Here is a 14,014-nt window from a genome sequence, read left to right on the forward strand (position 1 = left end):
AGGACCGGCGGCAGCGATCAACAAAAACAGGGAGCCGCATGGCACAGCATCTCGAATTCGGGCTGGACACGTTCGGCGACGTCACCACAGGGGCCGACGGCGCCCTGCTGCCGCATGCCCAGGTCATCCGCAACGTCATCGACGAGGCCGTCCTCGCCGATCAGCTGGGCGTCGACTTTTTCGGCGTCGGCGAGCACCACCGCGCCGATTTCGCGGTATCGGCGCCCGAAGTCGTGCTGGCGGCGATCGCCGGCCGCACCAGCCGGATCCGGCTCGGCTCGGCGGTCACGGTGCTGAGCTCGGATGATCCGATCCGGGTGTTCCAGCGCTTCGCGACCCTTGACGCCGCGGCGAACGGGCGCGCCGAGGTCATTCTCGGGCGCGGCTCGTTTACCGAGTCCTTCCCCTTGTTCGGCTACCAGCTCGACCAATACGAGACGCTGTTCGAGGAAAAGCTGGACCTCTTCGCGGCCCTGATCGCGCAGGAGCCGGTCACCTGGAGCGGCACGATCCGGCCGCCGCTGACCAACCAGAGCGTCTTCCCCCCGGTGGAAGCCGGACCACTCAAGACGTGGATTGGTGTCGGCGGCAGTCCGGAATCGGTGATCCGGGCGGCGCATTACGGCATGCCGCTGATGCTCGCCATCATCGGCGGCGATCCCAAGCGCTTCAAACCCTATGTCGAGCTCTACCATCGCGCGCTCGGCCAGCTCGAAAAGCCCGTGCTGCCCGTCGGTGTCCACTCGCCCGGCTATATCGCCGACAGCGACGAGCAGGCGCGCGAGGAGCTCTGGCCCGACTACAAGCGCATGCGCGACCGCATTGGCGCCGAGCGCGGCTGGCCGCCAATGGGACGGGCCGAGTTCGAGCAGGAGGCCAGCCAGGGCTCGCTTTATGTCGGCTCGCCGGAGACCGTGGCCGCCAAGATCGCCGCGACCGCCAAGGCGCTCGGCATCCAGCGCTTCAGCCTCAAATACAGCGCCGGTCCGCTGCCGCATGAAAAGCTCATGCGCAGTGTCGAGCTCTACGGCAGCAAAGTGATGCCGCTGGTGCGCGACATGCTGGCCTGAAACCGGCCGGCCGCGGCCGGGCCCGACCCGTCGTCGGGCCCGCCGTGGTCGGTCAGGCGCCGGCCAGTTCGCGCTCGACCAGGCGCGCGAAGAAGCTCGCGCCGATCGGCAGCAGGTCGTCGTTGAAGTCGTAGCGGCCATTGTGCACCGGCACCCGGCCGCGCTCACCATCGGCCTGGCCGAACAGCAGGAAAGCGCCGGGCGCCTCCTGCAGCATGTAGGAAAAGTCCTCGCCGGCGGTGAGCGAGGGGAAATCGCCCCGGATCAGCTCGGGCCCGACGACATCCACGGCCGCCGCGGCCGCGGCCGCCGCCTCCTCCGACGTGTTGATGGTGGGCGGATAGGAACGCTTGTAGTCGAGCGTCACGCCGAGACCATGGGCGGCGGCGGTGCCCTCCACCACCTGGTGGAACAGCTCGTCCATGCGTTTGCGCGTCGCCGGCTTGAGCGTGCGGATGGTGCCGCGCAGCTCGACGGTCTCGGGGATGACGATGTCGGACGTGCCGGCATGAATCTGCGCCACGCTGAGCACCGCCGTGTCATGCGGGTCGACCCGCCGGCTGATCAAGGACTGCAAGGCGCCGTAGAGCTGCATGGCGCCGGGCAGCGGATCGAGGCCGGCATGGGGCTGCGCGCCATGGCTGCTTTTGCCGCGCAGGATGATGCTGAAATAGTCGACCGCCGCCAGCACCGTGCCTTCGCGCACCGCCACCGTGCCGAGCGGCAGATCGGGCAGGTTGTGGATGCCGTAGACGGCATCGCATGGAAAGCGCCGGAACAGGCCGTCCTTGACCATCTCGGCCGCGCCGGTCAGCCCTTCCTCGGCGGGCTGGAAGATGAAATTGACCGTGCCGGAAAAATTGCGGGTTTCGGCGAGATATTTGGCCGCCCCCAACAGCATGGTGGTGTGGCCGTCATGGCCGCAGGCGTGCATGACGCCGTCATGGGTGCTGCGATGCGCGAAGTCGTTCAGCTCCGGCATCGGCAGGGCGTCCATGTCGGCGCGCAGGCCGAGGCTGCGATTGCCGGGCCGGCCGCGCAGCACGCCGACCACCCCGGTCCGGCCGATGCCGCGATGCACCTCCAGGCCCCAGGCCTCGAGCTTCTCCGCGACGATGCCGCTGGTGCGCACCTCCTGGAAGCCGATCTCGGGATGGGCATGGAAATCGCGGCGCCACTCGGTCATCTCAGGTGTCAGCGCGGCAAGGGCATCAAGGCTCGGCATGAGACAGCTCCGGCAAATGTCGGCCGAAGTCTGGTCCGCCGGCCGGCGAATGCCAATCCCCGCGCGGCGAATGCCACCTGCGCGCGGCGGCGTGACCAGCGTCAGGTGCGGCCCGTCGGCACCGGCACTCGACGCCCGTCGATCTCGACGAAGGTGCAGTCGAGCCGGAACACGTCGGCCAGCAGCCGCTCGGTCAGCACCGCGGCGGGTGGCCCCTCGGCGACCAGCCGGCCGGCATCCATCACGGCGATGCGGTCGGCGAATCGCGCCGCCAGCGCCAGGTCGTGCAGCACCGCCACGACGATGCCGCCGGCCCCGGCGAGCTCGCGCAGCAGCGCGAGAACGCCGAGCTGCTGCGCCGGATCGAGCGCCGCCGTCGGTTCGTCGGCCAGGATGACCTGGGCTTCGGTCGCCAGAACGCGGGCCAGCATGACCCGCGCCCTTTCGCCGCCGGAGAGCTCGGTGACCGGCCGGTCGGCGAAACCGGCGAGATCGAGCCGGTCGAGCGCACGCGCCACCGCCTCGCCGTCGGCCAGGCTCGGCCGGCCGAACGGGTCGCCATGCGGCAGCCGGCCGAGCGCCACGGCATCGCGCACCGGCAGGGCCCAGGCGACGTCGGCGCGCTGCGGCAGGTAGGCGAGGCGGCGCGCCCGCGCCGGTGCCGGCAGACGCGCCAGGTCGACGCCGTCGAGCCTGATCGTGCCCTCGGCGCGCAGGAGGCCGGCGACCGCCCTGACGAGGCTGGTCTTGCCGACCCCGTTCGGGCCGATAATGGCCAGGAAGGTCCCCGGGGCAACGTCGAGCGATAGCGCCTCGACGACCGACTTGCGGCCGAGCCTGACGCCGACCCCGTCCAAGGCCAGTCCCTTCATGCCCCCGCCTCCAGCCGCCGCTCGCCGAAGATGCGCCAGAGCAGGAAGGGGACGCCGATCAGCGCCGTGATCACGCCGGTCTTGATCTCGGTGGTCGCCGGAATGAGCCGTGCCAGAATATCGGCGGCGGTCAGCAGCGCCGCGCCGGCAAGCGCCGCCGGCAGCAGGATGCGCGCCGGATCGGCATGGACCGCGCGCCGGACCAGATGGGGTGCAACCAGCCCGACGAAGCCGATGGCACCGGTCACCGACACCGCCGCGCCGACCCCCAAGGCCAGGCCGAGAGCGACCACGATGCGGGCGCGCCCGAGATGGATGCCGAGGCTCGCCGCCACCTCCTCGCCGAGCGTCAGCGCCCGATAGGCCTTGGCCTGGGAGATCAGCAGCACGGCGCCGGCCGCCAGGAAGGGACCGGCCAGGGCGATATGGACGAAGGAGCGGTCTTCGAGCGAACCCAGCAGCCAGAAGGCGATCTCCAGCGCCGCGAAGGGATTGGGCGCGAGGTTGAGGACGAGCGCGGTGCCGGCGCCGAACAGGCTGGCAAGCGCGATGCCGGCCAACAGCAGGATGGTGAGGCTGGCATGGGGGCCCGCGACCAGCAGCAGGGCGGCCACCGAAACAAAGGCGCCGGTCATGCCGGCGACCGGCAGCCAATAGGACAAGACCGACGCGCCGCCGAGGCCGAGCATGGCCGCCGACGCGAAGGCCGCAGCCGACGGCGCACCGAACAAGGTCGGCTCGGCCAGCGGGTTGCGCACCAGGCCCTGCAACGCCGCCCCGGCCAGGCCCAGGGTCGCGCCGATCATCAGGGCCAGCAAGGTGCGCGGCAGGCGGATCTCGGTGACGATGATGGCGGCGGTCGTGTCGCCGCCGAACAGGCCGGAGACCACGTCGAGCGGCGACAGCGCCACCGGCCCCGCCAGGAGCGACAGGCCGGCGAGGACGAAGCAGACCAGGACGAGGATGGATGTCACGCGCGATTCCGGCGGCGGCTCACACGCGCCGGAACGTCAGATAGCACGGCTTCCGGCCCTCGCGCAGCGCCTTGGCCTCGTAGCGGGTCGATTCCCAGCCGACCCAGGGCGTCGTCCAGTCGCTGGCCCTTTCGGCGGCGAAGACGAAGGATGGCGAACGCATCAGGCGCTCCAGCGTCCACGCGGCATAGTGGTCGATATCGGTGGCGAAGCGGAATTCGCCGCCGGGCTTCAGCAGCCGCGCGATCGCGGCGACCGTCTTGTCGGAGACGAAGCGGCGCTTGTGATGACGGGTCTTCGGCCAGGGATCGGGATAGAGCAGGTAGACCAGATCGAGGCTCGCCTCCGGCAGCCAGGCCAGGACATCGGCACCGTCGCCGGTATGGAGGCGGACGTTGCCGATCGCCTTGCGCTCGATCTCGGCGAGCATCTTGGCCATGCCGTTGACGAAGGGCTCGACGCCGATGAAGCCGAGCCGCGGAAAAGCCAGCGCCTCCCGCACCAGGTGCTCGCCGCCGCCGAAGCCGATCTCCAGCACGACGCCGTCGATGGCCCCGGCAAACAGGGTCTCGGGCCTGGACGGCGCGGAGAGGTCGACAACCAGGCGCGGCAGCAGCGTCTCGATCAGGTCGGTCTGATGCGCGCGCAGGCCCTTGCCCTTGCGCCGTCCGAAGAACGAGCCCTGCCCCGCCAGTCTTATCTCGTCGCTCATCATCGGTGGTCCGGGCGGTCCGACGATCCGGACCCTGGATATGACGAAGGGGGCCGAGGGCCCCCTTCGCAGAGAACGCGGAGGTGCGGCCCGATCAGGCCAGCGCTTCCTTCAGCTTGGCGACGAGATCGGTCTTCTCCCAGGAGAAGGAACCGTCGCGGCCGGGCTTGCGGCCGAAATGGCCATAGGCCGAGGTCTTGGCATAGATCGGCTTGTTGAGGCCGAGATGCTCGCGGATGCCGCGCGGCGACAGGTCGAGAACCTCGCCGAGCACCTTCTCGAGCCTGGCTTCGTCGACGCCGTTGCGGCCGGTGCCGTGCAGGTCGACATAGATCGACAGCGGCTTGGCGACGCCGATGGCATAGGACAGCTGGATCGTGCAGCGGTCGGCGATCTTCGCCGCGACGACGTTCTTGGCGAGGTAGCGCGCGGCATAGGCGGCCGAGCGGTCGACCTTGGTCGGATCCTTGCCGGAGAAGGCACCGCCGCCATGGGGGGCCGCGCCGCCATAGGTGTCGACGATGATCTTGCGGCCGGTGAGGCCGGCGTCGCCGTCCGGGCCGCCGATGACGAACTTGCCGGTCGGGTTGACGTGCCAGACGGTGTCCTTGGAGATCCAGCCTTCCGGCAGGGTCGCGCGGATATAGGGCTCGACGATCTTGCGCACGTCGGCCGAGGTCAGCGTCTCGTCGAGATGCTGAGTCGACAGCACGATCTGGGTGACGCCGACCGGCTTGCCGTCCTCATACTGAATGGTGACCTGGCTCTTGGCGTCCGGGCCGAGCTTGGCGGCCGGGCCTTCGCCCTTCTTGCGGGCGATCGTCAGGTCTTCGAGAATCTTGTGGGCGTAATAGATCGGGGCGGGCAGCAGTTCCGGGGTCTCGCGGCTGGCATAGCCGAACATGATGCCCTGGTCGCCGGCGCCGACATCCTTGTTGCCAGTCTCATCGACGCCCTGGGCGATATCGGCCGACTGCGGATGCAGGAGAACGTCAATCTTGGCCTTCTTCCAGTGGAAGCCGTCCTGCTCGTAGCCGATGTTCTTGATCGCCTTGCGGGCCGCCGATTTGACCTTCGACTTGATCTGCTTCTCGGTCAGGTTGGTGCGCACCTCGCCGGCGATGACGACGCGATTGGTGGTGGCCAGCGTTTCCGCCGCGACACGGACCTGGGACGCCGGCAGGCCGGCCTTGGCGGCCTCCTTGAAGAACAGATCGACGATCTCGTCGGAGATGCGGTCGCAAACCTTGTCCGGATGACCTTCGGACACGGACTCCGACGTGAAGAGATAGGAACTGCGGGACACGAAACGTCCTCCAGAGGCAATGTCTCGCGGTTTAAGCGAAACGAGGCGCCGTCGCGTCGGTGGCGCCGTGAACCGGGATCCTTGACCGCACCCTCAGCGAGGCGCCGCCGCCCAGGATGATGCACATGGCAACAAATCCCGAGCGGGCGAGGTTCTGGCAATAGGTTGTCCGACGGTCAAGCCCGAAAACGTCAAAAAGGCCGATTCGTTCGCAAAAAAGAACGGAAGGCGCGCGAGCGCGACCTTCAGCGAACCATGCGGCCTTACGAATCGGGAAGGCGTTCCCAGCGTCAGGGCGTGACGGGGTCCTCGCCTGCAATGGCATTGACGAGATCGACGACCTTGCGGCGAACCTTGGCATCCTTGATCCGGATGAAGGCGCGGTTGAGCGCCAGGCCTTCGCTGGTCGACAGGAAATCGGCGACATAGGACGCGCCGCCGGTGGTCTCCTGGAAGCCGCCGTCGGGACCGGGCTCACCGGACGGTGCTCCCTCGAAGAAGAACGACACCGGGACCGACAGAATCGCCGAGATCTGCTGCAGCCGGCTCGCGCCGATGCGATTGGTCCCCTTCTCGTATTTCTGAACTTGCTGAAATGTCAGACTGAGACGCTCACCGAGCTTTTCCTGACTCATCCCCAGCATCATGCGACGCATGCGAACACGGCTGCCGACATGTTTGTCGATCGGGTTCGGTGCCTTTTTGATCATACGATTTACTCCGTACCCCCACCACCCACTGCTGGACACGCCGCCGATCCCCGGCGTGGATTGCATGCGCGCGGATTAGACGCGAGAGGGATGATGGTACCACCTGCCCCGGTAGTGACCAATCACAACCTCCGCTATCCACAATCGCGTTATGGCCAATAATGCATCACCGTACAAGGCACTCAAAACATTCTTCAGAGGTAGTAAACGATCAAATTTGCCGATTTTTTCCCCGTCGACGTAGTACAACCAGCAACAACCCGACCCAGGCGACACCCAGCGGCACGTGACCCGCCCGCGCGAACACGGTTTGCGGCAAGGCGGCGGGCAATTCCGCGTCCAGCGCGTCGCGCGCGCCGAGCGGCAGCGACCGGACCACCCGGCCGAGCGGGTCGATGACGGCCGATATGCCGTTATTGGCCGCACGCACCACCGGCAGCCCCTCCTCGATGGCGCGAACCACGGTCTGGTGCATGTGCTGATAGGGACCCGGCGTGAAGCCGAACCATGCGTCATTGGTGATATTGAGCAGCCAGCCGGGGCGCCGATCGGGCGCCGTCACCTCGCCGGGGAAGATGATCTCGTAGCAAATGAGGATACCGACCGGCGGCGCGCCGGGCAGGTCGATCGTGTGGCGACGATCGCCGGATGAGAACCCTCCCTGCACGCGCGTGATCGCCTCCAGCCCCATGGCCTCCAGCCGGTCATGAAACGGCAGATATTCGCCGAACGGGACCAGGTGGACCTTGTCATAGGTATTGGTGATCGCACCTTGATGGTCGATGACATAAGCCGAGTTGAACACGCGCGGCAGGCGCCGGCCGGGCAACGGCGTATCGGCCCGCGCGGCGCCGGTGATCAGGGTCGTGCCCTCGGGGATCAGATTGGCGATGCGGGTCAGCGCCTCGCGATCGTACATCAGGAAGAACGGAAAGGCCGATTCCGGCCAGATCAGATGGGTGACATCCTTGATCCCCATGCGTTCGGGCGAGGAGGCCTTGTCCGAAAGTTCGGCATAACGGGCCAGGATCCAGTCACGCGACTCGGCGCGGAAGCGGTCGTCCTGCGGAATGTCGGGCTGGACGATGCGCAGCCTGACCCCTTCGACGATGCCGACCGGCGTCGTCGAGATCCGCCAGCCGCCATAGAGCGCCATGCACATCAGCGCCAGCACGGCGCCGGCAGGCACCGCGACACGCCGCGAGCCTGCCCGCGGGTCGTCGCCCAGCACGCAGAAGCTCGAAAAGACCAGGACGGCGACCAGGGTCAGGCCGTGGACCCCGACAAGGGCTGCCGCCTGGGCGAGCCAGAGATATTGGGTCAGCGCCGAGCCATAGGGGTTCCAGGGAAAACCCGTCAGCACCGTGCCGCGCAGATATTCGGCGGTCGACAGACCGAGCGCCAGCGCCAGGATGCGCCCGGCCCCCGGCCGCCAGACCAGGCGCGCAAAAGCCGCGCCCAGCGCCGTGAACAGCGCGAGCCCGGCAGGCAGCGCCATGACAGCCGCCGGCATGAGCCAGGCGAAGCGATCGGCCTCGACCAGAAAGGCCGAGCCGATCCACCACAAACCGGCGAGATGGTAACCAAAACCGAACCACCAGCCGGTGCGGGCGGCGGCAAGCAGCGTGCGCCAGCGGCCACCGGCCGCGGAGGCGCCGTCGAGCAGCCAGACGAGCACCGGAAAGCTGATCGCCAGGACCGGGAAAATCCCGAAGGGCGGCATGGCCAGCGCGCCGAGCGCGCCGGCACCGAAGGCGAGCGCCGCGCGCCGCCAGCCCCAGGCCAGGATGATCGAGCGAGCGACGCGTGGAATCATCCGGGCGAGCTGCCGGGCGATGACGGGGACGATTCGGCAGGACGCGAGAGCATGTCACCCGTGTCGGCCAGCCGGGCGCGGCGGTCAAGCACCGCGCTTATCCGGACACCTCCGGTCAGGATGCCTTCTCGGCGCCGGCGGGCGGCGGTTCGCCGGCCGGCGGCGGGGGGGCCGCCGGCTGTGTCGCCTGCGCCGGCAGCATCTCGTCGGCCTGTTTCGGCGCCGGTCCCTCGACCAGCGGCGCCACCTCTTCCTCTTCGTCCTTGCGCCTGCTGGCGCGGGCCGGCTTGGCGATCAGGCCCCTGCCCCGGGTGATCTTGACGCGTTTGACCCGGCGGGGATCGGCATCGACCACCTCGAACTCGAAGTCGCCGCGCCCGGCGACCACTTCGCCGCGCACCGGCACATGGCCGGCCAGCACGGTGAGATAGCCGCCCAGCGTATCGACCTCGTCACTGACCTCCTCGCCCGGATCGAAATCCGGACCGAGGCTGTCGCGCACCTCTTCGAGCGTCGCCCGCGCGTCGGCGATATAGCTGCCGTCGGCGATGACGGCGATGGTCTTGCCGTCGTCGACGTCGTGTTCGTCCTCGATATCGCCGACAATGCTCTCGACGATATCCTCCATGGCGATCAGCCCGTCGGTGCCGCCATATTCGTCGACCACCAGCGCCAGCTGGATGCGGGTCGCCTGCATGCGCGCGAGCAGGTCGATGGCCGGCATGGACGGCGGCACGAACAGGATCGGCCGGATCAGCCGGCTCGACGACAGCGCCGCCGCGAGATCGACCGCGCCGAGGTCGAGGACACCGTTCTTGGCGTCCGGCTTCTGGTCCGATCTGGTTTCGGATTTGGCTTCCGACTTGGTCTCGGCCTTGGCCTGGCCCCTGGTGCCGGACCTGCGCTTGCGCGAGGCTTTCTTGGCCTCGTTGAACAGATGGGTCACCAGATCCTTGATGTGGACCATGCCGACGGGATCGTCGAGCGTGTCGTCGAACACCACCAGCCTGGTATGACCGGCATCCTCGAAGGCCTGCATCAGGCTGCCGAGCGAAATATCCTTCTGGACCGCGATGATGTCGGCCCGCGGCTGCGCCAGGTCGCCGACGCCGCTCTCGCGCAGCTCCAGGATGTTCTTGAGCATCGAGCGCTCTTCCGGCGTGAAGCCGGCCGAGGCAGGGGCGTTCTCCTCGAGCACTTCCTCGAGGTTCTGCCGTATCGAGGTGTTCTGCTTGAGCCCGAGCCGGTGGCGCAGCCGGTCGATCCAGCGTTCATGACGCTCGGCCGACCTTTCGGTCTCGGCGGCGGTCGGCAGGGGCGGGCTTGCGGCTTCCGCCGCGGTGGTTCGGTATCGACTGTCGCTGGGGTCAGGCATGGGGTCCATCGGGCATGGTGCGCCCGGTCGCGTGGGGGTCCTTGACGCCGAGGCTGGCAAGGACTTCGGTCTCGAGGCGTTCCATCGTCACGGCTTCGGCTTCGGTCTCGTGATCATGGCCAAGAAGATGCAACAGCCCATGGACCGTCAAGTGGGTCAGGTGATCGGCAACCGCAATCCCTTCCTCGGCGGCTTCCTTGACCAGCGTCTCATAGGCGATGATCACGTCGCCGAGCATCGGTCCGTGGGTCGCCGGGAAGGACAGCACATTGGTCGGCTTGTCCTTGCCGCGATAGTCCCGGTTGAGCTTCTGCACTTCGGCGTCATCGGCGAGCGCCACCGACAGTTCCGCGTCCGCGGGCGGCTTGACCTCGGGATGGGCGGCGGCGGCCGCGACCGCCCGGCGCACGATCTCTTCGGCGTCGGGCAGGCCGTCCCACAGGTCGGAGAGCATGGCGATGTCGGTCTGGACCGGCACCTCCTGGAGCGGATCGTAGCTCATTCCTGGCGCATTCGCCTGGGCGTATGCGGCGCCTTGTGGTCGCCGGCGCGGGTCGCCGCCTCATAGGCCTTGACGATCCGGCCGACCAGTTCGTGGCGCACCACGTCATCCTCCGAGAAATAGGCCTGGGCGATGCCCGGGACGCCATCGAGCAGGTCGAGCGCCTCGGTCAGGCCGGACTTCATGCCCGGCGGCAGATCGACCTGGGTCGGATCGCCGGTGATGATCATACGCGAATTCTCGCCGAGCCGGGTCAGGAACATCTTCATCTGCATGGACGTGGTGTTCTGGGCCTCGTCCAGGATCACCACCGCATTGGTCAGGGTGCGGCCGCGCATGAAGGCCAGCGGCGCGATCTCGATCATGGTCGACTGGATGCCGCGCTCGACCCTGGGCGCGTCCATCAGGTCGTAGAGCGCGTCGTAGATCGGCCTCAGATAGGGATCGACCTTCTCCTTCATGTCGCCGGGCAGAAAGCCGAGCCGTTCGCCCGCCTCGACCGCCGGCCGGGTCAGGATCAGCCGGTCGACCAGCCCCTTGTCGAGAAGGGCGACCGCCTGGGCGACCGCCAGCCAGGTCTTGCCGGTGCCGGCCGGACCGATGCCGAAAACCAGCTCGTTGCGCTTCAAAGCGCGGATATAGGCGTCCTGTGCCGGCGTGCGCGCCCTCACCGTGCGCTTGCGCGTGACGATTTCCTCATGCCCGACCCTCGGTTCGCCATCGGCCTCGAACAGCGAGCCCTGCGAGGTGGTCATGCGAATGGCGCCGTCGACATCGCCGAGGGTGACGTCATGACCGGTCTTGAGCCGGCCATAGAGGCTCTCGAGCACGCTTTTGGCCTGCTCGCACAGTTCGGGCGGGCCGGCCAGGGTGACGTGATTGCCGCGCGCGGTGGCCTGGATCCTCAGGCGCTTCTCGATGAAGGCGAGGTTCTGGTCATATTGGCCGAACAGGCGGCTCGCGAGGCGGTTGTCGTCGAAGGCGAGCGTGAGTTCAGCTTCGTCTCGGGAATCATGTGTCGAGAGCCAGGGAATATTTTGGCCGCTGTCCGGCCCGAAGCCACCCGCACCAGGATTTTTCAAACCGTCGATCCTTCCTTTGAAAGGTTCACTCCGCCGCCTGCACTGCATTCATATGGAGAGCGTGTTCGAGAACGCCATTGAGAGAGTTTGTCTGGGTGCCGATGATTCGGACAGCTGCGATTGTCCCGGCAAGAGACGACGGTGCGATGACCTGCACCGGCGACAGATAAGGCGAGCGCCCGACCATCTGGCCGGGATTGCGCCCCGGCTTCTCGAGAAGAACATCGACGACCTGCCCGACGAGGCTGTCCTGGAAGGCCCGCTGCTGCGCCGTGACCAGCGCCTGCAGGGCGTGCAGCCGTTCGGTCATCACCGCGTCGGGGAGATGGCCGTCGATACCGGCGGCCGGCGTGCCGGGCCTCGGCGAATATTTGAACGAATAGGCCGCGGCGAAGCCGACCTGCCGGATCAGGTCCATGGTGTCGGCGAAATCGGCATCGGTCTCGCCGGGGAAACCGACGATGAAATCGGACGAGAGCACGACATCGGAACGAGCGGCACGCACCTTGTCGACAATGCGGAAATAGTCGTCACGGGTATGCTTGCGGTTCATCGCGGCCAGCACGCGATCCGAGCCGGACTGCACCGGCAGGTGCAAATAGGGCATCAGTTCCGGCAAATCGCGATGGGCCGCGATCAGTTCCTCGGTCATTTCGCGCGGGTGGCTGGTGGTGTAGCGCAGCCGCGCGATCCCCGGCACTTCGGCCAGGCGGCGCAGCAGCCGCGGCAGGCTCCACTCCGAACCCTCGGGACCCTCGCCGTGATAGGCATTGACGTTCTGCCCGAGCAGCGAGACCTCGCGCACGCCGGCGAGCGCCAGCTTCTCGACCTCGGCGATCACCTGGGCGACCGGCCGCGACACCTCGGCGCCGCGCGTATAGGGCACCACGCAGAAGGTGCAGAACTTGTCGCAGCCCTCCTGCACGGTGACGAAGGCCGAGATGCCGCGGGCTCGCGTCCTGGCCTTGGCCGCATCGGGCAAGTGGCGGAACTTGTCCTCGACCGGAAATTCGGTGTCGACCACGCCCGGCGTGACACCGGCACGCGCGACGAGATCGGCCAGCCGGTGATAGCTCTGCGGACCGACCACCAGGTCGACGGTGCGGGCTCGCCGGACGATTTCCTCACCCTCGGCCTGGGCGACACAGCCGGCAACCCCGATCAGCACCTGCCGGCCCTGGGCCTTGGCCTCTTCCTTCAGGGCGCGCATGCGGCCGAGCTCGGAATAGACCTTTTCGGCCGCCTTCTCGCGGATGTGGCAGGTGTTGAGCAGGATGAGGTCGGCGGCCTCGGGCGTCGCCACCTCGCGATAACCCTCCGCGCCCATGACGTCGGCCATGCGCTGGCTGTCATAGACATTCATCTGACAGCCATAGGATTTGACGAAAACCGCCTTCTGGCCGGTGGGCCGGACGGCGGCTTCGGTCATCTCGTCAACTGGGTTCGGCGTCGTCTCGCTCATCACATGCTCTTGCGATTAAGAGGCGCGATATAGCGGATTTCCGGGCCGACCGGGAGTGCCTCCTTGGCACTCCTCGCGCCGCCGCCCGGGAAGGGGCCCCGGGCGGCGCGCAATTTCGACCCTGGCCTCAATAGACCTGAGCGGTCGGCCGGATCACGATTTCGTTGACATCAACGTCGCCGGGCTCGGCAATGGCATAGGCGACCGCGCGCGCGATGGCATCGGCCGGCAGCAGATCCCGGCGATAATCCTCGATCGCCGCGCGCCGGAGTTCGGGATCGGAGATCGTGTGGGCGAGTTCGGATTCGGTTGCGCCCGGCGCCACCAGGGTGACGCGGATCGCCGGGCCGATCTCCTGGCGCAACCCGTCGGAGATCGCCCTGACCGCATATTTGGTGCCGGAATAGACCGCGGCGGTCGAGACGATGCGGCGATCGGCCACCGAAGTGATATTGACGAAATGGCCGCATCCCTGCGCCGAGAACACCGGCAGGGCCGCCGCGATCCCGTAGAGCACACCCTTCAGGTTGACGTCGATCATCCGGTCCCATTCCGCGACCTTGAGATCGCTGATCAGCGACAGCGGCATCAGGCCGGCATTGTTGACCAGCACATCGAGCCGCCCGAAGCGCTCGCCGGCAAAATCGACAAAGGCTCGCATCGCCTCGCGCGAGGTCACGTCGAGGGAAGTGAATGCCGCGCTGCCGCCGGCGGCGGCAATCTCGGCGGCCAGCTTTTCCAGCCGATCGGTGCGGCGGGCGCCGAGCACCACGCGGGCACCCTGGGCGGCGAGCCGCCGGGCAATGGCCTCGCCGATGCCGCTGGAGGCGCCGGTCACGGCCACGACTTTTCCGTTCATGTCCTGCATGACGAAGATCCGTTCTCTTGGACAAAACTGAGGCTTGGGG

Annotated in this window: 13 protein-coding genes; 1 reads left to right on the plus strand and 12 read right to left on the minus strand. The window is 67.6% G+C overall.

What is annotated here, in order from left to right; genetic code table 11:
* Positions 1-38 precede the first annotated feature (38 nt).
* Positions 39-1,070, plus strand: coding sequence for an LLM class flavin-dependent oxidoreductase (locus tag AC07WJ_RS23540; RefSeq protein ID WP_494937100.1), 1,032 nt, complete (start codon positions 39-41; stop codon positions 1,068-1,070).
* 52 nt (positions 1,071-1,122) lie between these two features.
* On the opposite strand, the gene AC07WJ_RS23545 is transcribed toward AC07WJ_RS23540, so the two are convergent.
* The 12 genes from AC07WJ_RS23545 to AC07WJ_RS23600 form a co-directional block, all read right to left on the minus strand.
* Positions 1,123-2,295 (minus strand): M20 aminoacylase family protein, encoded by a 1,173-nt coding sequence (locus AC07WJ_RS23545; RefSeq protein ID WP_494937101.1) that lies wholly within the window; start codon positions 2,293-2,295, stop codon positions 1,123-1,125.
* Positions 2,296-2,396: 101 nt separating this feature from the next.
* Entirely contained in the window at positions 2,397-3,167 is a 771-nt protein-coding gene (locus AC07WJ_RS23550; RefSeq protein ID WP_494937102.1) for an ABC transporter ATP-binding protein, read from the minus strand.
* Positions 3,164-4,141, minus strand: a complete 978-nt coding sequence (locus AC07WJ_RS23555) for a FecCD family ABC transporter permease (RefSeq protein WP_494937103.1) — start codon at positions 4,139-4,141, stop codon at positions 3,164-3,166. The genes AC07WJ_RS23550 and AC07WJ_RS23555 overlap by 4 nt, the downstream gene beginning before the upstream one ends.
* A gap of 19 nt (positions 4,142-4,160) precedes the next feature.
* Entirely contained in the window at positions 4,161-4,853 is a 693-nt protein-coding gene (gene trmB, locus AC07WJ_RS23560) for a tRNA (guanosine(46)-N7)-methyltransferase TrmB (RefSeq protein WP_494937104.1), read from the minus strand.
* A gap of 94 nt (positions 4,854-4,947) precedes the next feature.
* Positions 4,948-6,159, minus strand: a complete 1,212-nt coding sequence (gene metK / locus AC07WJ_RS23565; RefSeq protein WP_494937105.1) for a methionine adenosyltransferase — start codon at positions 6,157-6,159, stop codon at positions 4,948-4,950.
* Positions 6,160-6,449: 290 nt separating this feature from the next.
* Positions 6,450-6,869, minus strand: a complete 420-nt coding sequence (locus tag AC07WJ_RS23570; RefSeq protein WP_494937221.1) for a helix-turn-helix domain-containing protein — start codon at positions 6,867-6,869, stop codon at positions 6,450-6,452.
* A gap of 211 nt (positions 6,870-7,080) precedes the next feature.
* Positions 7,081-8,685, minus strand: coding sequence for an apolipoprotein N-acyltransferase (gene lnt, locus AC07WJ_RS23575; protein WP_494937106.1), 1,605 nt, complete (start codon positions 8,683-8,685; stop codon positions 7,081-7,083).
* A 115-nt stretch (positions 8,686-8,800) separates the two neighbouring features.
* Positions 8,801-10,060, minus strand: a complete 1,260-nt coding sequence (locus AC07WJ_RS23580) for a hemolysin family protein (protein ID WP_494937107.1) — start codon at positions 10,058-10,060, stop codon at positions 8,801-8,803.
* On the minus strand, positions 10,053-10,562 hold the full coding sequence (gene ybeY, locus AC07WJ_RS23585) for an rRNA maturation RNase YbeY (RefSeq protein ID WP_494937108.1): 510 nt from the start codon (positions 10,560-10,562) through the stop codon (positions 10,053-10,055). The genes AC07WJ_RS23580 and ybeY overlap by 8 nt, the downstream gene beginning before the upstream one ends.
* A complete protein-coding gene (locus tag AC07WJ_RS23590) occupies positions 10,559-11,644 on the minus strand; it encodes a PhoH family protein (protein WP_494937109.1) in 1,086 nt (361 codons plus the stop codon). The genes ybeY and AC07WJ_RS23590 overlap by 4 nt, the downstream gene beginning before the upstream one ends.
* A gap of 25 nt (positions 11,645-11,669) precedes the next feature.
* On the minus strand, positions 11,670-13,106 hold the full coding sequence (miaB, locus tag AC07WJ_RS23595; RefSeq protein WP_494937110.1) for a tRNA (N6-isopentenyl adenosine(37)-C2)-methylthiotransferase MiaB: 1,437 nt from the start codon (positions 13,104-13,106) through the stop codon (positions 11,670-11,672).
* Between the two features lie 127 nt (positions 13,107-13,233).
* Positions 13,234-13,974 (minus strand): SDR family oxidoreductase, encoded by a 741-nt coding sequence (locus AC07WJ_RS23600; protein WP_494937111.1) that lies wholly within the window; start codon positions 13,972-13,974, stop codon positions 13,234-13,236.
* Positions 13,975-14,014 lie beyond the last annotated feature (40 nt).

This window comes from Phreatobacter sp. GW821-FHT04C01 (assembly GCF_059420385.1).